The organism is Alcaligenes sp. LTN-3, from assembly GCF_059735605.1.
In genome coordinates, this window is record NZ_JCAPDN010000002.1 from 797,145 (window position 1) to 817,446 (window position 20,302).

Here is a 20,302-nt window from a genome sequence, read left to right on the forward strand (position 1 = left end):
TTGTCAGGAGAGTTAGTGTGAATGAATCTGTAAGGGCTGGAGAAACAGGACGGTGGAGAGCGCTGATTCAGCGCTTTATCCAGGGTCGCTTAGCGGCCAAATTAGAAAAAATGGCCGAGGACGACCCTAAGCGCCCTGATTTGATCGCTCAGTATCAAGTCGAGACGTGGTTGGCGGATGCGGCTCGGCGGGTTAAGCAGATTCAGGCGGTGACGCATGCGTTAAAACCCATTCATCCTGATGCGCGTGGCACGAGTCTGTATGTGGATCCGACGGCTTTACCTGTATTGGCTCAGCTTGGCAGCCATGTGTTAGATGAAAGATTTGCCAGTGATGTGGTCGGTAATGCCGCCGCGCTTGATGTGTATAAGTTTCTCCGCTTGGAGTTGGATGGGCTCAGTATTCTGGATCGCTTGCAAGCGGATGATCCCGCCGTGCTGGCGGCTTTTTGCTCAGATATTGAACAGGCTCGTGAGTGGCGGGATGCCTTTTTGGGCTTGCTTCAGGACAATGGACAATCCATGTCCAGCCACGTCTTGGCTAAGCAACTGTATTGGTTAGTGGGCGAAGATTGTCGCGATGACGCCCAATATCATTTGCTTGCTCCGTTGTTTCCTACTTCGTTGGTGCATGCGGTTCACGCCGTGCTTCAAGAGGATCGGTTTGGCGAACAGATCAAGCAAGCTCGACAAGCACAGCGCGACAAAGTGATGCATGAACATGCTGTGCGTTGGTATCCCGATTTAGCCGTGCGCAAATTGGGTGGTACTAAGCCGCAAAATATTTCTCAGTTAAATAGCGAGCGCGGCGGGGTCAACTATCTACTGAGTTCTTTACCCCCTCGCTGGACATCCCGATCCGCTCCTAGCCCGTGGGCAGTGGTCTCTATTTTTGACTCCCTAGTCATGCAGCGTCAGGAAGTGCGCCAACAAGTAGCTGGTCTGCGACGTTTCTTACAAAGTCAGCCTAAGCCCATTAAAGAAACCCGTGATCGCGTTGATGATTATTTGGTTCGTTTGATTGATGAGCTTGTGTCGTTTGCAGCTGAGTTACGCATGGCTTGGCCTGCCGGTTGGACTGCGGATAGCCGTTGTCAGCTTGCTCGTGAAGAGCAGCTTTGGTTGGATATTGAACGAGTTCGTCAGGAAGAGGTTTTCAGGACTGAGGCAGATCAGCAGTTTCGGGCCGAATGGTTTTGGATGGACTGGCCTGATCAAATTGGCCAGCGCTTTGCCCGTTGGATTAACGGGCGTTTGGATGGTTATCTACCTACAGGCGATGTTGAGTATCGCCACTGGAAAAAAGAGCTGTTAATTGACCAGACTTACTGGGCTGATCAATTGCGGACCTTACGGCGACAAGCGCCCTTATCAAAAACGAGTATGAAGGAGCCGGCATGAATTCACGTATTGAGGCCTTGCTATTGATTCCTCGCTTACGTATTCAAAACGCCAACGCGATCTCCAGCCCCTTAACCCATGGCTTTCCAGCCATGAGCGCTTTTCTGGGTTTGATGTGGGCCTTGAATCGCAAGCTGGAAAAAGCAGGTGTCCCTATCGTCTTGGAAAAGGTGGGCGTTGTTTGCCACTCGCATCAGGAACAGGTGCATACGGGTTTTGTCAGCACCTTTAATCTGACTCGCAATCCTGTCGACAAGAAAGGCGACACTCAGGCGATTGTCGAAGAGGGGCGTATGCATCTGGAGCTTAGCCTTGTTTTTCAGGCAAGGGGACAGGCTGACAGCGCTCAGCCCTTGAGTTTGGCCAGTCAAGAGCAAGCGCAACTGCAGGACTGGGCGAAACAGATTGATGAATGTTTGGCGACCATGCGTGTGGCGGGTGGGAGTGTGCTCGGGCATCAAGGGGGGCAGCGAAATCCGACCATGATGCTTTGGCCTTCCGATGAGCGGGAGCGCAAAGAGGTGTTTCGGATGCTGCGTCGCCGTTGTTTGCCCGGATTTACTTTGGTGAGCCGGCAGGATTTGTTGCAGTCGCACTGGGCGACACTAAAAGACAAGGAGCCGGAAACCAGCCTGCTGGATGCTTGGTTAGATCTATCGCGCTTCAACTACCGCAGCCAGCAAATGGAAGATGGATCGGTCAAGTGGCAACACGATCGTGAGGGTTGGATTGTGCCGATTCCTGTTGGCTATCGGGCACTAGGACCATTGCAGGAGTCTGGGACGGTCTTGAATGCCCGTGACATATCCACGCCTTTTCGCTTTGTGGAAAGTGTGTATTCAATTGGGCAATGGCTTGGCCCTCACCATTTAAATCACCCAGACGAGTTGCTCTGGTATGCCCAGTATCAAGAGCCTGCGGGAAGTTATCTTTGCTGCAATGCGTATCAGGCTCCTCAGTTGGAAACTGAGTCAAGCCTGTCCGTTTTGGATGACTCGGTGTTTGATTGGGCCTCGTAGTTTTTGCAAGAGGTTTAGCGTGAATTCCAGTGTGGGCTGGCAGTGTGTAAGTAAGGCGATAAGTGTCTTGGACGGTCATAAAAAACGGTATGTTATCTGTGTTCTTTTTGGCCTGTACTGAATCTGATTACGAATTATTCTGGAGTAGTTCTTATGTCTTTGAAGACCGCATCCGTATTAGCATTTGAGCGCAAAATAGACCCGTCTGATGCTCTGTTTTATGCAGGAAGTTGGCAAGATCAGAATCAGCAGGCGGCTTGGCAAACGCTTGCTATAAGTCAGAAGTCCGTCCGAGGGACGATCTCCAACCGACTTAAAACAAAAGATCAAGACCCAGCCAAGCTGGATGCGGCTATTGAAAAGCCTAATTTGCAAACCGTGGATGTCGCAGCCTTGCCACCAGACAGTGACACTTTGCAGGTCAGTTTTACTTTACGTATTTTGTCTGGCGCGGGATTGCCGTCGGCCTGCAATAACGTTGAGTATCAGGCCAAGCTTGAGCAGGTTGTGCAGGGTTATATACAGAACAACGGCTTTGAGGAGTTGGCACGCCGTTATGCCCATAACTTAGCTAATGGCCGGTTTTTGTGGCGCAATCGAATTGGGGCTGAGCAGGTCCAGGTTGTTATCGATTTACTTGAGCAGGGCCAGGCCAGTCAGAGCTGGTCGTTTGACGCCTTGGAATTGAGCTTGCGTCAGTTCGATAAAAAGGGACAGGCCCCAGAGTTAGAGGCGTTGACGCAATGGATCGCCCAAGGTTTGTCTGAGGTACGACATGTTTTGCTGCGTATTCGTGCTTATGTGCGTCTGGGGGAAGGGCAGGAGGTTTTTCCTTCCCAGGAACTGATCCTGGAACGGGGCAAAGGCGATAAAAGCCGGACGCTTTATCAAGTCAATCATGTGGCGGCGATGCACTCACAAAAAATTGGCAACGCCATTCGTACCATTGATGATTGGTATCCCGGTGCGCAGGAGTTAGGGCCCATCGCGGTGGAGCCGTATGGCTCGGTGACGACTCAAGGCAAGGCGTACCGTCAGCCGAAAGAACACCTGGATTTTTACACCTTACTGGATAATTGGGTGTTGAAAGACAAGGTTCCCGCTTTGGAACAACAGCATTTTGTCATGGCTGTCTTGATCCGTGGGGGTGTCTTTGGCGATGCCGGGCATTAATCCGATGAGTACGCACTACATCGAAATTCGCATACTGCCTGACCCGGAGTTCAGTGCGGCTCATTTGATGGGCGCCTTATATGCCAAGCTGCATCGGGCCCTGGTAATAATGGGAACGCAGGGCCTGGGGGTCAGCTTTCCGGGTTATTGCCTAAAGCCTCGCACAGTGGGTGCAGTAATGCGGATTCATGGTTCCTTGTCAGAGTTGCAGAGCCTTGAGCAAACCCAGTGGTTACGTGGGATGCGTGATCATATTGATCTGAAAGAAGCGAGTCCTGTTCCGCAGGGGGCGACGTATCGAACCGTTTATCGCCGCCAGTTCAAAACCAATGTTGATCGGCTGCGTCGCAGGCGTATGAAGCGCCATGGTGAGACAGCAGATCAAGCTTTGGCGGCGATTCCTGAATGTGTTCAACAGCAGCCAAACTTGCCGTTTATACAGATGCGCAGCCAAAGTACCGCACAAACATTTTGTCTGTTCCTGGAAATGGGACTGGAGCAGCCGCTTGCAGCGGCTGGATGTTTCAATGCTTACGGGCTAAGTGCGCAGGCTAGCATTCCCTGGTTTTGACCCTAATTTTCAGTGGAAATAATTTTTCTTTTAAATCAATGGCTTATGTTTTTGTCTAAAAAAAGGGTTTAATAGGTGAAAAAGTCTGAAAGTGCTGAGTATTCAGTGTTTTCAGGCTTTTTTCCTCTAGTTCGCTGCCGTATAGGCAGCTTAGAAAACATCCAGATGCCAAACCATCGCAGTCACCAGGTTCGCTGCCGTATAGGCAGCTTAGAAATCAATCCAAGCCCAGCTCCAGAGGTCGGAGAGGTTCGCTGCCGTATAGGCAGCTTAGAAAACAAGTCCCTGTCAACGCAACCGCCCCGTTGCGTTCGCTGCCGTATAGGCAGCTTAGAAAAAAATGGGCAATGTAGAGCGTGGTGGATTACTGTTCGCTGCCGTATAGGCAGCTTAGAAACACGCAGGCGAGGCTGTCATTCATTGGGCCACGTTCGCTGCCGTATAGGCAGCTTAGAAAATCGGCACGTAAATCGAGAAACGGATTTCACCGTTCGCTGCCGTATAGGCAGCTTAGAAAAAGCTGCCAGAGCCGGACGCGCGTTGGATGAAGTTCGCTGCCGTATAGGCAGCTTAGAAACAACACCGCCGACCGCTCTTTCCGCTATCAAGAGTTCGCTGCCGTATAGGCAGCTTAGAAATATACATCTCAGGCTTCGCAGGTAAGTCTAAAGTTCGCTGCCGTATAGGCAGCTTAGAAAGTATCCACGGCGGAAAGCAGCGGTGGTGGGGTGTTCGCTGCCGTATAGGCAGCTTAGAAATTCAGGCTCAGCCCAGACTGAGCAGGGAACCAGTTCGCTGCCGTATAGGCAGCTTAGAAATAAACGTGACGTGATTGGCGTACTGTGCCAGAGTTCGCTGCCGTATAGGCAGCTTAGAAACAGATCGGGCCAGCTGTCAGGACAGAAAAGTCGTTCGCTGCCGTATAGGCAGCTTAGAAATGGTCCTGCCCGACCAGTATCAGCGCAATGTCGTTCGCTGCCGCATAGGCAGCTTAGAAAATGACGGTGTTGTTGCTTTGCCGGCACAGGCCGTTCGCTGCCGCATAGGCAGCTTAGAAAAGCAGACGTAATCACGGTGATGTACAAAAACCGTTCGCTGCCGCATAGGCAGCTTAGAAATTGATGCCAGCCATGTCCAGATTGCTGATAACGTTCGCTGCCGCATAGGCAGCTTAGAAAATCACTGTGCGGTCTGTGTAGCCCGTCATCAAGTTCGCTGCCGCATAGGCAGCTTAGAAACACTCCCGCCAGTCGGCAGGGGTCAGGCTCAGGTTCGCTGCCGCATAGGCAGCTTAGAAAAGTACATCATGGAATTTAACGTCTGGAACGGCGTTCGCTGCCGCATAGGCAGCTTAGAAAATCTTAGGCCATATCGACGTACATAGCCGACAGTTCGCTGCCGCATAGGCAGCTTAGAAATTCAACCTTAAGGGCATGAGCGTCAGCACGACGTTTGCTGTGTGCAATCTTCGCTTCTTATTGAAAATCGGCAGCAAAATCCATGTTCATTGAGCATGCCCGATTCGGCCTTATATCGGTTCGTCCAAGCCTGCCGCGATAACTTTTACAAAATAAATGTCCGGAAAATGGGCTCTCAAACGTCTTTATAGGGAAGGCCTGAAAAAGGATCTCTTTCCTTGCCCCCCTGTTGCGCCGTTTTGCCAGGGCCCTAGGCCCGTTGTTAAGTCGCGTTGAGCCAGTGTTGGGGTGAGCAAGCCCCTTTCTTTTTGACCACTATTATTTTTTGATCACCTGCCCGCCATGAGCCGGGCGGGTGTAGATCCACGGGATTATGTATGAAGTCCAAAGCAGTGAAGCGTCGCTGGGCGTTCGCCCTGGTGGCGGTGCTGGTATTGGGGGCGCTGGCCGCACAGGCCGGGCGCTCGTCAGAGCAATTTGAAACGGTAGCCGTAGAGCAAGGCGATATACGCGCGACCGTTGCGGCGGTGGGAACCTTGAAGCCCAGTCGCTATGTGGACGTCGGGGCACAGGTGTCGGGGCAGATTACGGCGTTGCCGGTTGCGCCGGGCGATCAGCTTGAGCAGGGCCAGTTGCTGGTGGAAATTGACCCCAGTGTGCAACAGGCCTCGGTCGATGCAGGCCGCGCGTCGCTAGCGGCGTTTCGCGCTCAGTTGGCCGAGCAGCAGGCGCAGCTTGTACTGGCGCGCCAGCAGTTGACTCGACAGCGTCAATTGGAACGCCAGCAGGCCAGCCGTCAGGAGGATATACAGATTGCCCAGGCAAATCTGGCGACGGCTCAGGCTCGTGTTGCCCATGTGCAAGCGCAGATGGAGCAGACTCAGGCCACGCTGAAAGCGGACGAGGCCCGATTGGGCTACACGCGCATTTACGCACCCATGAGTGGCACCGTTATTGGTGTACAGGCGCGTGAAGGGCAAACACTGAATGCCACTTATCAAACCCCCACTATTTTGCGTATTGCCGATTTGGGCACCATGACGGTGTGGACCAGCGTGTCCGAGGCGGATATCCGCCGTATCAAACCGGGTATGGCCGTGACCTTTACAACCTTGGGTGAGCAGGGCGAGACACAGGCGCGTCAATGGCAGGCTACGGTGCGGCAGGTCCTGCCGGCGCCCGAGGGCAGCGCGCAGGAAGGAACCGCCGCAGCCACCCCGAGCGCCACCAAGGCCATCATGTATACGGTGCTGTTTGATGTGGACAATAAAGACGGCGCGTTGATGCCGCAGATGACCGCGCAGGTGCTGTTTGAAATTGATCGTGCCGATCAGGCTTTGCTGGTGCCCTTGGCGGCCTTGCGCCCTGACCCGCAGCGCGGTCCCGATGCCTTCAAGGTGCCTGTGCTGGAGCAAGGCAAGCTGCAGGAAAAACCGGTCAGCCTGGGGGTGCGCAATCGACACCAGGTGCAGGTTCTGGATGGGGTGACCAAGGGTGAGCAGGTGGTGCTGGCCGTGGTGGCGGCTGAGCGTGGCTGGCGGTGGTTGCAATGGTAGGGGCTGCACCGTCTTTGATTGAGCTGCGCGACATCTGCCGTATCTATGGTGGCCCGCCCAGCACCAAACCGGCTGTGCAGGTTTTGTTCGATGTCAGCCTGAGTATTGAGCCGGGCGAGTTTGTGGCGATTGTGGGGGCGTCGGGATCGGGCAAGTCGACTTTGATGAACCTGCTCGGTTGTCTGGACAAACCCAGCAGCGGCACTTATCTGTTCCAAGGCCGGGATGTTGCACAGTTAAGCGCGGATGAGCTGGCTGCCTTGCGGCGGGAGACCTTTGGTTTTGTGTTTCAGGGCTATCACCTGATACCTACCGAAACGGCCAGTGAAAACGTGCAGATGCCCGCTATTTATGCGGGCATGGACGAGGACGCGCGTGCTGCACGTGCCGCAGAATTACTCAGCAGTCTGGGGCTGGCGGACAAGCTGGACAATCGCCCAAATCAGTTGTCTGGCGGTCAGCAGCAGCGCGTGTCCATTGCCCGTGCCTTGATGAACGGTGGCCGAGTCATTCTGGCCGACGAGCCCACGGGTGCGCTGGACTCACGTAGCGGTGCGGAAGTTATGGCTTTGTTGCGCGAGCTGTCGGATTCCGGGCACACGATCATTCTGATTACGCACGATCATCAAGTGGCTGCGATGGCGGACCGGGTGATCGAGATTCGTGATGGCTGCATCTTGTCCGATAGCCGCCCCGATGCGGCCCAGGAAACAAGGGCCAAGCCGCCTTTGACGGAGTCGGCGCATCGCCGCTCGCCCTGGCTCTCGGAAATCAAGGATGCGGCACGTAGTGCCTTGCGCAGCATGCTGATCAACCGGCATCGCACCGCCTTGACCTTGCTGGGGGTGATTATTGGGGTGGCCTCGGTCATTGTCATGCTGGCCGTGGGCGAGGGCGCACGTCAGCGGGTGATGGATCAGATGGGCACGATGGGCACCACCATCATGTACTTGAGCAGTTCCTCGCCTCCCAATGGTTTGCCCAAAGGACAACTGACCGAGGACGATTTGGAGGCGGTCGGTGAACTGCCCCTGATACGGCGTGTGATGCCGGTGATTGGTGATCCCATTACGGTGCGCAGGGGCCGTGTGGACCGGCAGGTGTATGTGTTTGCCGCCAATGAAACCATGCCGGATATTCACCGCTGGCAGTTGGCACAAGGCCGTTACTACACCGATGCCGAGGACCGGGATCTGGCCCCTCTGGTTGTGCTGGGACATCGTGCCGCCAAGCATTTCTTCCCCGATAGGGATGTGCCTTTGGGGCAGCAGCTCCTGATCGGTAATTCGCCTTTTGAGGTGATCGGGGTGATGCAGGAGCGCGGTGCCGACTCAGGCGCACAGGATTATGACGATATGGTGTTTGTGCCTTACCACGCGGCGCGTGCTCGTGTGTATCAGGCTCAGACGCAACCCGATTATGTGGTGATTGATGCGCGGGACAGCGCGACCGTTCTGGAAGCGGAGCAGGACATGCGCCAGTTGCTGACACAACGTCACGGTGGGCGCGAGGACTTTTCAATCGGCAATGCGGCGGCTCGCTTGCAGGCCGAGGCGTCCACGCGTCAGGCCATGAGCATGATGCTGGGCCTGATTGCCGCCGTGTCTTTGGTGGTGGGCGGTATTGGCGTCATGAACGTGATGTTGATGACGGTGCGTGAGCGCACGCGGGAAATTGGCATACGTATGGCCACGGGGGCGCGACAAAGCGACATCATGCGCCAGTTTCTGACCGAGGCGGTGTTGTTGACGATCACAGGTGGCTGCCTGGGTGTGCTGGTGGGGGCTGTGGTAGGTATTGGTTTGATTTTTGGAGGGGTGGATGTGGTGTTTTCCTTGCGGGCTGCTTTGGGTGCCTTTGGCTGCGCCGTGGTGACGGGCATGGTTTTTGGCTATATGCCCGCACGGACGGCGGCCGCACTGGACCCCGTTCAGGCTTTGGCGGGGGAGTAAGCATGGCTCAGTACCGATGGATAGCAGGGGCCATGAGCATGCTGGTGCTGCAAGCGTGCAGTTCCTTGTCCTCTGATCTGGACAAGACAGCACCGACGCTGCCCCAGGCTTATCAGCAACAAGGCAAGGTGGCTTCTGACCCGGTTCTGACCCAGGTGGAGCCGCAGTGGTGGCGCGCCTATAACAGCCCCGCCTTGAACAGTCTGATGCAGGAAGCCTTGAAGGATGTGGCGGTGCTACGTCAGGCTCAGGCCCGGATCTTGCAGGCGCAGGCCCAGGCACGCATTGCCGGAGCCAGTTTGCTGCCGGAATTGCAGGGCAATCTGTCTGTGCAAAGAGATGCGCCGTTTTCTTCCTCGCATGGAGACTCTCGCTCGCAATATGTGGCCGGTGTATTCATGAGCTACGAGCTGGATGTGTGGGGGCGCCATCGTGCTCAGGCCGACAGCGCCGTGTTCCTGGCTCAGGCGGCGAATTACGAGCTGGACGTGCTGCGTGTCAGTGTGCAGGCGCAGGTGGTGCATTTAAGCTTGCAGGCTCTGGGTGATAAACAGCGGGTCGCCATTGCCCGTCAAAACCTGGCCGTTGCACAACGCTTGTTGAGTTTGCTGGAGGCCCGCTTGCAGGCGGGGGCGGCTTCGCCTTTGGAGCTGGCACAGCAACGTCAATTGCTGGCTTCGCAACAGCGCAAACTGTTTGTGCTTGAAGAGCAGGCCATGCGCACGCGGGTGGAGTTGGCGACCTTGTTGGGCCGTACTGAAATCATGCCTGAACCGCAGGAAGATATTGCCAGTTTGCAGGTGCCGGAGCTGGAGGCTGGCTTGCCTTCACAACTGCTTTCGCAACGTCCTGACATTGCGCGCATCGAGGCCCAATTGTCAGCGGCGCATGCCGATGTGCGGGTGGCGCGCGCTGCCCTGTATCCCAGCCTGACTCTGGGTGCGCGGGCAGGGGCATCGGGCAATCATTGGGAAGAAAGCTTGCGCCATCCGGTCTACAGCCTGATCAGTGGACTGGTGGCTCCTATCTTCAATGCGGGTCGTCTGGAGGCGAGCAAGGATTTGAGCGACGCCCGTTTGCAGGAGTGGCTGGTGCAGTATCGTCAGACCATTGTGCAGGCCTATATGGATGTGGAAGGTGTGCTGGCGCAACTGCATAGCCTGGATGCTCAGGCGCAGATCATGGAACTGGAGTGGGAGCAAGCCAGGCTAGCGTTTCAACTGGCCGAAGCACGTTATCGCTCCGGCTCGGAAACCTTGCTGTCTTTATTGGATGCGCAGCGTACCTTGTACGCCGCTCAGGATGTGCGCGTCAGCTTGATGCAGTCGCGTTTGCAGTCCCGCGCGGCGCTGTTCAGAGCGCTGGGCGGGGGCTGGCAAGCCGGTTCAGGCGGCCTGGCTGATCAGGGGACGGTGGCACAGGCTGGGGTCTAGCAGGCTGGCGGCGGCCTCGTCCAGCAGGATGTGGGTGTTGGCGTGCTGCTTCAAGGCAGTGAACGGCAGCTCGGGCGTGATACCGCCTTCCTGATAATTGAGCATGGTGCGAGCCTTGTGCTCGCCGGTGACCACCAGGGCAATTTCACGGGCGCTCAGAATATCGGCAATCCCCATGGTGATGGCCGATGCTGGCACTTCGTCCATGGAGTCAAAAAAGCGGCTGTTGTCGATACGGGTGCGCTCGGACAGGGCCACCACATGCGTGCGGCTGTCAAAAGGGGTACCCGGTTCGTTAAAGCCAATGTGGCCGTTGGTGCCCACGCCCAGCAGTTGCAAGGCGACACCACCGCTGGCAGCAATCGCCGCAGAGTAGTCCTGGCAGTGCTGTTCCAGTTCTTTGGTCAGGCCATTGGGCAGGTGTAGGCGCGCGGCATCAAAAGGCAATTGGCTGAACAGGTGCTGGTGCATGTAGTAGGCGTAGCTTTGCTCGTGCTCAGCAGATAAACCGACATACTCATCCAGATTGAAGCTATTGATCTTGGACACATCCAGCGCATTGTCACGCACGTCCTGCACGAAACGGGCGTAAATGGGTTCCATGGTCCCCCCGGTTGCCAGACCCAGCGTCGCTTGTGGATCCTGACGAATAATGTCCTGAAGACGGGCGCTCAGGTGTGTCGCAATGGCTGCGGAATCGGGGAAGACTAAAAACATGATTTTTTTCTTCGTATGGCTCAATAAGTTGAAAAAAAACTTCGCCGCAAGCACGGCGAAGTTTGATCTTTCGAGATTCTAATGGGACAAAAGCGTAACGTCAGTATTTTTTGCAAGCAAGTGACACCGGCTTAGACATCTTGTTTGCCGGTCTCTCCCAGGAATCCGCCGCTTTGACGAACCCATAAACGGGCATACAACCCGCCTTTTTCCAGCAATTGCTGGTGGCTGCCTTGCTCGATGATGCGGCCATGATCCAGCACAATCAAGCGGTCCAGTGCCGCAATGGTGGACAGGCGGTGGGCAATGGCGATCACTGTTTTGCCTTGCATCAGGGTGTTCAGGCTTTCCTGAATGGCGGCTTCCACTTCGGAGTCCAGTGCGCTGGTGGCTTCATCCAGTAACAGGATGGGGGCATCTTTCAGCATGACGCGGGCAATGGCCACACGCTGACGCTGTCCGCCGGACAGTTTCACACCACGTTCGCCCACATGCGCGTCCAGACCTTCACGGCCCTGGCGGTCGTGCAGTTGCGGGATGAAGTCGGCAGCGGCGGCACGCTCTACCGCCATATGCAGCAACTCGTCGTTGGCATCGGGGCGGCCATACAGAATGTTATCGCGCATGGAACGGTGCAGCAGGGAGGTATCCTGCGTCACCATGCCAATGGCAGCACGCAAACTGTCTTGCGTGACATGGGCAATGTCCTGGCCATCAATGCGGATGGTGCCGCTATCGACATCATGGAAACGCAGCAGCAGATTGACCAGCGTGGATTTGCCCGCGCCTGAACGGCCAATCAGGCCAACACGTTCGCCCGGTTTGATCACCAGGTTGAGTTTGTCGATAACCTGACGGCTTTTATCGCGGTAGGCAAAGCTGACGTCCTGAAACTCGATACGGCCTTGCTCGATTTGCAGGGGCTTGGCATCGGGTGCATCCACCACGGTGGGTTTTTGCGTCAAGGTATTGATGCCGTCCTGAATCGTACCCACGTTCTCGAACAGGTTGGTCAGCTCCCACATCAGCCAATGGGAATGGCCCGACAGCCGTAATGCCATGGCAATGACGGCCGCCACGACACCGGCAGTGGATTGATCAATCGACCACAAATACAAGGCCAGGCCCGCCGAGCTGATCAGCAAGACTGTGGCCAGGACGTGGTTGGTCACTTCAAACAGGCTGATCAGGCGCATCTGGGCATGGCCCGTTTCCTGGAAGCGGCGCATGGCGTTTTTGGCGTGGTCTGCTTCGCGGCGTGTGTGGGCAAACAGTTTGACCGTGTTTATGTTGGTGTAGGCGTCGGTAATGCGGCCCGTCATCAAGGCGCGGGCATCGGCCTGCTCCGCCCCGACTTTGCCCAGACGGGGCACAAAGTAGACGCAGGCTAATGCGTAGCCCAGCAGCCAGAACAGAAAGGGCAGAATCAGCAAACGGTCAAAGCTGCCGGCCAGGATCAGAATACCGATCAGGTAGGCGCTCATGCCCACAACCACTTCCACAGCCATGAACAGGGTCTCGCGTACCGCCAGAGCGGTTTGCATGATTTTGGTGGTGATACGACCGGCAAACTCGTCGGCGTAAAAAGACATGCTCTGGTTCAGCATCAGTTTGTGAAACAGCCAGCGCAGACGCATGGGAAAGTTGATGGCCAGCACCTGGTGCATGACCAGCGTATGCAGGCTGATCAGGGCCACGCTGCTCAGTAAAACAGCGGCAATCGTCAACAGGGTGCCACCTTGCTGGCTCCAGAACTGGGCAGGTTCAATCGAGGGCAGCCAGTCCACGATATAGCTGAGCAGGGCAAACAGCATGGCTTCGTAGGCTGACAGGCCAATCGAGGTCACGGTCATCAAGCCAATCCAGCCACGCGAATTTTTCGTACAGGCCCAAATGAAGGGGAAAAAACCTGTTGGGGGAGGGGCGACGTGTTGTTCGGGGTAGGGGTTTAATCGACGTTCAAAAAATGACAGCACCGAATGGGCTCCAGCGGACGGCCTCAAGGATGACAGGGCCGTTTAGACAAATAGAAAACCGCTCCCGGGGGATGAAGCGGCCATTTTTGATGGTACAGCAGTCATTCTGCCTGGCTGAAGAAAACCTGATAAAAACACAGTCTTTGTGTCGTGGAAGTGTCAGATATTGACCACGGTGTACGTTTAGTGAGCCAAGCTGATGTTGGAGTCCGCTGTGGCAGAGCATGGCTCTTTGGTAGACAGTGCAGGGTGCTGAAGGAGACGGAAGGGATAGGGCCTTGGTACGCGTGTCTTTGTTTCGTTGAGCGGTTTGTCTACATAGAAATAGGGAGGCCCAAAGGTATTTGGGGTCTGGATAAGGATATCCAGACCCCAATCAGAGAGCGGCAGTGATCTCTGGAAAGCAAGCAGGCTTAGTAAGCCACCACCTGCCCGTCTTTACGTGGGTCGGAGCCGCCCACGTAATGATTGCCCTGGCGCAGAATCAGTTGTGCCCCGCCAAAAGCGAACACACCGCTGCCGGGTTCAACGACGACTTCATGACCACGCTCGCGCAGGGCCTGCACCAGAGCGGGGTCAAAGCTAGGTTCTACCGCCACGCCACGGCCACCTGTTACACGCCAGCGTGGCGCATCGGCAGCAGCTTGCGGGTTCTGGCCGTACAGCAGAACACGCAGCGCCATTTGCATATGGCCTTGAGACTGGAAGGGGCCACCCATCACACCAAACGACATTTGCGGCGTGCCATCGGCATTCATGGCAAAGGCAGGAATGATGGTGTGAGAGGGGCGCTTGCCACCGGCCACTTCATTCACATGGCCGGGACGCAGGGTAAAACCATGGCCACGGTTCTGCATGCTGATGCCGGTGCCGGGGACCACCACCCCGGAACCAAAACCCATATAGTTGGACTGGATCAGGGACACCATCATGCCGCTGGAATCGGCCGCGGTGACATAGACCGTGCCCGAAGGACCGGGCAGGCCGTGCTTGGGGTCGCCGGCCTTGTCCCTTTGAATCAGGGCAGCGCGCTCGCGCAGATAAGCCGGGTCCAGCAGATGCTCGGGTTGATGAATCATGTGCTCCAGATCGGCGTGGTGCTCGTACAGATCGGCAAAAGCCAGCTTCATGGCTTCAATGCTCAGGTGTACCGTGTCGATATGATCGAGCGGTTGCTGACCGACGCCGGCCTGCTCCATGATGCCCAGTGCCATCAAGGCCGCCAGACCCTGACCATTGGGGGGGATTTCATGAATGACCGATTGGGCAAAAGGATGGCTGATGGTGCCACACCAGTTGGCACGATGTTCGGCCAGATCCTGCTCGTCCATGGCACCGCCATGCAGGCGGGAGAAGGCAGCAATGCGTTGGGCCAGTTCACCCTTATAGAAGTCCTGGCCCTGGGTGGCGGCGATACGTTCCAGCGTATTGGCCTGGTCTTGATTCTGGTACCACTGGCCCGCCACAGGCGCTTTGCCATCGCGTAAAAAAGCGTCCGCAAAACCGGGCTGATCGCCCAGGCGCTGACGGCCCAGTTCCCACAAGCGTGCAATAACCGGTGAGACTGGAAAACCTTCTCGGGCGTAATGAATGGCGGGGGCGGCGACTTGCTCCAGACTCAGACGGCCCAGCTTGCTGGACAGCTCGGCCCAGGCAGAGACGGCACCGGGAACGGACACGCTTTCCCAGCCCTTGTCGGGGACAGTCGCGTGGCCTTTGAATCGATCCGGCGACCAGCCACGAGGCGAGCGCCCGGAAGCGTTCAAGCCATGTAACTCTTTGCCATCCCAAACGATAGCAAAGGCATCACTGCCTATGCCACAACCCGTGGGTTCAACGACCGTCAAGGCAATGGCAGCAGCCAACGCTGCGTCAACTGCATTGCCACCGGCTTGCAGCATGCGCAAGCCCGCTTGTGCGGCTAAAGGGTGGGAGGTGCTGACCATGTTTTGGCCAAGTACCGCAGAACGGGCGGACGGGTAGGGGTTGTTCCAGTCCATACAGGTGTCAGTCTTGTTCATTGAATCTGTATTCCAGTCAGTTGGATCAGGCCTTGCCAACGTGCGCTGTCCTCGCGAACCAAAGAGACAAACTCTTCCTGGCTGGTGCTGCGGGGCAGGTCCACGCCCAATGCTTGCAGGCGTGAGCGTACGTTGGGGTCCTGAGTGGCATGGGTGAAAGCCTCATAAGCTTTATCACGGATCTCATCGGGCAGGCCTGCGGGTGCGTACAGACCAAACCAGGTCACTGATTCATAGCCCGGCAGGCCGGACTCTTGAAAAGTGGGTAAATCGGGGGCCAGCGGCGAGCGTTGTGGGCCGGTCACCGCCAGGGCGCGCAATTGGCCGCTGTTTACATACGGCATTCCGGTGGGGATGGCGTCCAGTAAAACATGGATCGAGCCGCCCAGCATATCGTTAATGGCCTGACCGGTCCCCCGGTAAGGAACGTGCGACATGACGATATTGGCCTGATTCAAAAAGGCCTCGGTGCCCAGGTGCACGATGGTGCCATTGCCACTGCTGGCGTAGTTCAACTCATCGGGATGGGCACGGGTGTACTCAATCAGTTCCGGCAGGGTTTGTGCGGGGACGGACGGGTTCACCAGCAAGACACTGGCGGCATCACCCAAGTGGGCGATGGGGGTGAAGTCTTTGTCTGCATCGTAGGGTAGAGACTTGTACAGATGTGGCGCAATTGCGTGGGTACTGCTGGTGGTGAACAGGAGGGTGTAGCCATCGGGTTTGCTGCGGGCTACTTCGGCTGAACCAATGGTGCCGCCTGCGCCCGTGCGGTTGTCCACGATGATGTTGGTGTTCATCGCTTTGGCGGCGCTTTCGGCAATCAACCGGCTGATGACGTCAGTGGCACCACCAGTGGGAAAGGGGACGATCAGGCGAATGGGACGATCAGGCCAATCGCTGGCATGGGCCGCCGGCACGCTGCTGACGGCCAGAATGGCACCCAACAGGGGTTGGGCAAGACGTCGCCAGGGGCGGTGGATCGAAGGGGGGTGTGCGGTGCTTGCAGTGTTGCTGGGTGTTGTCATGGCTCTCTCCTCAATCAAGAGATGATAGAAAAGGCGATGATGCCGAACCAGCAACAAATAAGCAGGTCAGCGTTGCTATTTTGGCAAAGCCTGCGGGTCGACTTCAAGCTGCGGCAGCAACTCGTCCAGAAAGCGGCGAACAATAGAGGGCAAGCGGCGGCCAGCCAGGGCCTGTACTTCGATTTGGCGGTTCAGTAAGCCGCGTTCATGGATGAAACTGGCTTGCAGCAAACCTTGCTCAATCAGGTGACGGGCGGACAGCAGGGCCGACACGGTCACGCCTGCGCCGGACAAGGCAAATTGATGCAAGGATTGCATGTGATTGCTGCTGAATACCGGGTCCAGGCTCAGATTTTGGGCGCTGCAGGCCACGTCCATCATTTGCCGCACCGTGGTGTCCGGACCGGGCAAGGCCAGGGGGTGGGCCAAGAGGCTTTTCAGGCTGATGCGTTCGGTGCGGGTGACGGGGTGGCCGGGAACAGCCAGAGCCATTACCGGGGCATCGCGGCGGAACAAGGTCTTGATGTCTTTTTCAGCCGTCTGGGTAAATTTGATGCCGATATCTATCTGGCCGCTTAACAGCAGCATGCTGATCCGCTGTGGTGGCAGCACGTCCAGCAAAAAGCGTATGCCTGGGTGTTTTTCACGAAACTGCGCGATGCACTGGGGCAGCAGTTGGGCGGCTAAACCTTCCGAGGAGGCAATGCGGATCAGGCCGGTTTGCAGCCCTTGCAAAGCGGCAATATCGTGCAAGGTGCGCTCGGCATCCATGGCGCTGCGGCGGGCATGGGCCAGCAGCAATTCGCCCGCCGCGGTCAGGTTCATGCCACGGGCATGGCGCTCGAATAAGGCCATGCCCAGGTTTTCTTCCAGCCCGCTGATCTGGCGGCTGATGGCCGAGGTAGCCACATGCAGATTGCTGGCCGCCTGCGAGATAGAGCCACAACGCGCGACTTCCTGGAAGTAGCGCAGTGCGGTTTCTTGAAGGTGGCGTGGGTTCATATCAGACTGCCGCGCAACTGGGCGGCAATCTCGTAGGAGCGCAAGCGCTTGCTGTGATCAAAAATATTGGCGTTCAGCATCAGTTCGTTGGCGCCCGTTAGCTGAATGAAGCCTTTCATCTGTTCAAGCACTTGCTCCGGATTGCCAATGGCTGTACAGCTGAGCAGGGAGTCCAGCAGGTGCTGGGCCGGTGGGCTGCATTGCTCGTAGTAATCGCGCACGGGTGGGGGCAGTTGGCCGGGGCGACCGCTGCGCAGGTTCACAAAAGACTGTTGCCAGGAGGAGGCCAGTAGCTTGGCCTCGTCTTGCGTATCGGCGGCAAAGACGTTGTAGCCCAGCATGACGTACGGTTTTTCCAGATGCACGGAGGGCTGGAACTGACGGCGGTAAACCTCAATAGCATCCATCAACTGAGCAGGCGCAAAATGCGAAGCAAAGGCATAGGGCAAGCCTAGCGCGGCAGCCAGTTGAGCACCAAAGAGGCTGGAGCCCAGAATCCAGACCGGCACATTCAGACCACGACCGGGCACGGCCATGATGCGGTTGCGCGGTTCGTCGGACATATAGTCCATCAGCTCCAGTACATCGCGTGGAAACTGGTCCGGGTCGCTGTTCAGATTGCGGCGCAAGGCGCGGGCGGTTTCGGGGTCGGAGCCAGGGGCACGGCCCAGGCCCAAATCGATACGGCCAGGGTACAGAGAGGCCAGTGTTCCAAACTGCTCGGCAATCACCAGAGGAGAGTGGTTAGGCAACATGATGCCACCTGCGCCCACACGAATGCGGCTGGTTTGACCGGCAATGTGCCCGATCAGGACCGAAGTGGCTGCACTGGCAATACCGGGCATGCCGTGGTGTTCGGCCAGCCAGTAACGGTGGTAGCCCCATTGCTCGGCATGACGGGCAATATCCGCCGAACAGCGAAAAGACTGGGCCGGGGTGGAACCCTGAACAATAGGGGATAGGTCTAGGACGGAGAGCGGATAGCTTGGCTTCATGGCATCGGATTCAAATTGGACTCGGGATATAGTCGATCCATCGTTAGGCAGCGTCAAGTAAACCCATAGCTTAGGCAAGGATGTTCAGATGAAAGAAACCAGTCGTCGCACCGTCAATCATTACCAGGATCATGCGCAGGCCTATCGGGACGGCACGTGGGACCATGACGTCAGTCAGAATCGCGACGCCTTGCTGGCGGCGATCGGTTTGCCGGGGCCTGTGGATATTCTGGATCTGGGCTGTGGGCCGGGGCGGGATCTGGCTGCGTTTCAGGCCATGGGCCATCGCCCTGTTGGTCTGGATGGTTGTGCCGCCTTTGTGGAAATGGCTCGTCAGCAAACCGGCCTGACTGTTTTGCATCAGGATTTCCTGGATTTGAACTTGCCTGCTGCTGCGTTTGATGGCGTGTTTGCCAACGCCGTGTTATTCCACATACCCAGTGCGGAGCTGTCCGCCGTGCTGACGGCCTTGCGGCACAGCCTGCGACCAGGCGGGGTGCTGTTTTCCTCCAATCCGCGCGGTCAGGGACAGGAAGGTTGGAATGGTCAGCGCTACGGTTGTTACTACAGTTGGGAGCAGTGGTCAGAGCGTCTGGAGCAAGCGGGCTTTGAATATATCAAGCACTTTTATCGCCCTACAGACAGGCCAGCGCAAGAGCAACATTGGTTGGCATCCTTGTGGCGCGTACCGGCCCGATGATGAGCGAATTGGTGAATCCCTGACCTGGCTACTTAGGGGATTGTTTTATAAGCCTATTTTTTGCTAATACAGGGGTTTTCCCTATTATTATGCACATCTTTTGTGGATAAGCCAGTTTTCAACAAACCGGTGCTTGCCCAAGGAAAAAAATGGTAAAGAATTGTCGATTCTCTGATCGCTTTGTGTAAGTGATTGATTATATTGAAATAAGCTCATTGATTCACGGTTTATCCTGTGACTTGTCCACATTTTATGGGGATAAGCGGGGCGCTGTTTCCGGATTTGGTTGATTTCTGTTCGCCGTTTTTAAGCCGCTGATACTACTGAAAGTTTTCCTGATTTGCCCAGTTTTTCCTATGAGCTATCCACAGTTTTCGGGGATAAGCTGGAAAGCTTAGTCCACTTGGGTTCATGTCCCCCCCAAGGCTATGATGCGCACTAGCAATGTTTACCCTTAGCGGCCAGTCCCTTCGGTGCTTTGCCTTTTAATTGAGGAGATTGAAACGTGGAAAAATTGCAAACCTGGATGACAGAGTTTCCCGCCGTTGTCGCGATTGCGCTTAATGTCGTGATCGCTTTGTTGATTCTGATCATTGGCTGGTGGCTGTCTGCCGTTGCCGGTCGTGCCATCAAGCGGATGGCAGCCCGCTCTCCCCGAGTGGACCCCACGATTGTGCCTATGGCCCAGTCTGTGACGGTTTGGACAATTCGTGTCTTTGTGCTGATCGCCGTACTGGCGCGTTTTGGCGTACAGACCGCCAGCATTATTGCGGTGTTGGGTGCTGCTGGTTTGGCCGTTGGTCTGGCCTTGCAGAACACACTGCAAAATATTGCCGCCGGCATCATGTTGCTGATGCTGCGTCCTTTGCGTGCCGGCGAGTTTGTGTCGGTAGTCGGTAAAGGCGACGGTACCGTGCAGGAAGTGGGGTTGTTCCTGACCCGTTTTGAACAAGTGGATGGCATTCAATTCACGTTGCCTAACAGCCTGATCTGGGGTAACCCCATCATCAACTACAGCCGCAATGCGACGCGTCGTTTGGACTTTGGTGTGGGCGTGCGTTATGGCGATGATCTGGATCTGGCTATCAAGCTGTTACAGGACTTGTTGAATGAACATCCGCAGGTGCTCAAGGACCCGGCCCCGGTGGTGATGGTCATGGAGTACAAGGACAGCGTGATTACGGTAAACCTGCGTGCCTGGATCAGTTCTGCTGATTTCTGGGATGCCCGTTTTGATCTGTTCCGCCGTGCGGTTCAGGTATTGAATCAGGCTGGTTTGCAGACTCCGGTTCCTGTGCGAGAAATCGTGCAATCGGGTGCGGAGAAAAAGGCCGCGTGATC

15 protein-coding genes and 1 CRISPR repeat array are annotated in these 20,302 nt (G+C 56.3%); of the genes, 9 read left to right on the forward strand and 6 right to left on the reverse strand.

The genetic code is table 11. The features are described 5' to 3' along the window. The first annotated feature begins 17 nt into the window (after positions 1 to 17). The 7 genes from csy1 (at position 18) to AC6I6N_RS11995 (ending at position 10,522) form a co-directional block, all read left to right on the forward strand. Positions 18 to 1,400: a type I-F CRISPR-associated protein Csy1 gene (gene csy1, locus AC6I6N_RS11965; RefSeq protein ID WP_497943525.1), complete on the forward strand. Its 1,383-nt coding sequence runs from the start codon at positions 18 to 20 to the stop codon at positions 1,398 to 1,400. Further along, positions 1,397 to 2,419, forward strand: a complete 1,023-nt coding sequence (gene csy2 / locus AC6I6N_RS11970) for a type I-F CRISPR-associated protein Csy2 (RefSeq protein WP_497943526.1) — start codon at positions 1,397 to 1,399, stop codon at positions 2,417 to 2,419. The genes csy1 and csy2 overlap by 4 nt, the downstream gene beginning before the upstream one ends. Positions 2,420 to 2,572: 153 nt before the next feature. After that, positions 2,573 to 3,592, forward strand: a complete 1,020-nt coding sequence (gene csy3 / locus AC6I6N_RS11975; protein WP_497943527.1) for a type I-F CRISPR-associated protein Csy3 — start codon at positions 2,573 to 2,575, stop codon at positions 3,590 to 3,592. Between the two features lie 4 nt (positions 3,593 to 3,596). Beyond that, the gene (cas6f, locus tag AC6I6N_RS11980) at positions 3,597 to 4,163 is read left to right on the forward strand and encodes a type I-F CRISPR-associated endoribonuclease Cas6/Csy4 (RefSeq protein ID WP_497943528.1); all 567 of its coding nucleotides are present in this window, start codon (positions 3,597 to 3,599) and stop codon (positions 4,161 to 4,163) included. Between the two features lie 129 nt (positions 4,164 to 4,292). Then, a CRISPR array of direct repeats spans positions 4,293 to 5,581; the repeat unit is 28 nt; unit sequence GTTCGCTGCCGTATAGGCAGCTTAGAAA. A 377-nt stretch (positions 5,582 to 5,958) separates the two neighbouring features. Further along, entirely contained in the window at positions 5,959 to 7,137 is a 1,179-nt protein-coding gene (locus AC6I6N_RS11985) for an efflux RND transporter periplasmic adaptor subunit (RefSeq protein WP_497943529.1), read from the forward strand. Continuing rightward, complete coding sequence (locus AC6I6N_RS11990; protein WP_321268039.1) at positions 7,131 to 9,089, forward strand: ABC transporter permease; 1,959 nt, start codon at positions 7,131 to 7,133, stop codon at positions 9,087 to 9,089. Before AC6I6N_RS11985 ends, AC6I6N_RS11990 begins: the two co-directional genes overlap by 7 nt. A 2-nt stretch (positions 9,090 to 9,091) precedes the next feature. Then, positions 9,092 to 10,522: an efflux transporter outer membrane subunit gene (locus AC6I6N_RS11995; RefSeq protein ID WP_497943530.1), complete on the forward strand. Its 1,431-nt coding sequence runs from the start codon at positions 9,092 to 9,094 to the stop codon at positions 10,520 to 10,522. Here the strand turns inward: AC6I6N_RS11995 and AC6I6N_RS12000 are convergent. The 6 genes from AC6I6N_RS12000 to AC6I6N_RS12025 form a co-directional block, all read right to left on the reverse strand. Next, positions 10,475 to 11,239 carry a glucosamine-6-phosphate deaminase gene (locus tag AC6I6N_RS12000; RefSeq protein ID WP_094195878.1) on the reverse strand — a complete coding sequence of 255 codons (765 nt, stop codon included), beginning with the start codon at positions 11,237 to 11,239 and terminating at the stop codon, positions 10,475 to 10,477. The genes AC6I6N_RS11995 and AC6I6N_RS12000 overlap by 48 nt on opposite strands. 131 nt (positions 11,240 to 11,370) lie before the next feature. Beyond that, positions 11,371 to 13,215: an ABC transporter ATP-binding protein gene (locus AC6I6N_RS12005; RefSeq protein ID WP_497943531.1), complete on the reverse strand. Its 1,845-nt coding sequence runs from the start codon at positions 13,213 to 13,215 to the stop codon at positions 11,371 to 11,373. 413 nt (positions 13,216 to 13,628) lie between these two features. After that, positions 13,629 to 15,236, reverse strand: a complete 1,608-nt coding sequence (locus tag AC6I6N_RS12010; RefSeq protein ID WP_497943532.1) for a gamma-glutamyltransferase family protein — start codon at positions 15,234 to 15,236, stop codon at positions 13,629 to 13,631. Next, the gene (locus AC6I6N_RS12015; protein WP_497943533.1) at positions 15,233 to 16,264 is read right to left on the reverse strand and encodes a Bug family tripartite tricarboxylate transporter substrate binding protein; all 1,032 of its coding nucleotides are present in this window, start codon (positions 16,262 to 16,264) and stop codon (positions 15,233 to 15,235) included. Before AC6I6N_RS12015 ends, AC6I6N_RS12010 begins: the two co-directional genes overlap by 4 nt. 75 nt (positions 16,265 to 16,339) lie before the next feature. Further along, on the reverse strand, positions 16,340 to 17,266 hold the full coding sequence (locus tag AC6I6N_RS12020; RefSeq protein ID WP_094195882.1) for a LysR substrate-binding domain-containing protein: 927 nt from the start codon (positions 17,264 to 17,266) through the stop codon (positions 16,340 to 16,342). Continuing rightward, on the reverse strand, positions 17,263 to 18,261 hold the full coding sequence (locus tag AC6I6N_RS12025) for an LLM class flavin-dependent oxidoreductase (protein ID WP_094195883.1): 999 nt from the start codon (positions 18,259 to 18,261) through the stop codon (positions 17,263 to 17,265). Before AC6I6N_RS12025 ends, AC6I6N_RS12020 begins: the two co-directional genes overlap by 4 nt. Before the next feature lie 88 nt (positions 18,262 to 18,349). Here AC6I6N_RS12025 and AC6I6N_RS12030 point away from each other — a divergent pair, with 88 nt between their 5' ends. Together AC6I6N_RS12030 and AC6I6N_RS12035 are read left to right on the forward strand one after the other, a co-directional pair. After that, positions 18,350 to 18,961, forward strand: coding sequence for a class I SAM-dependent methyltransferase (locus tag AC6I6N_RS12030; protein WP_094195884.1), 612 nt, complete (start codon positions 18,350 to 18,352; stop codon positions 18,959 to 18,961). Positions 18,962 to 19,487: 526 nt separating this feature from the next. Then, a complete protein-coding gene (locus AC6I6N_RS12035) occupies positions 19,488 to 20,300 on the forward strand; it encodes a mechanosensitive ion channel family protein (protein ID WP_162496942.1) in 813 nt (270 codons plus the stop codon). Positions 20,301 to 20,302: the final 2 nt, after the last annotated feature.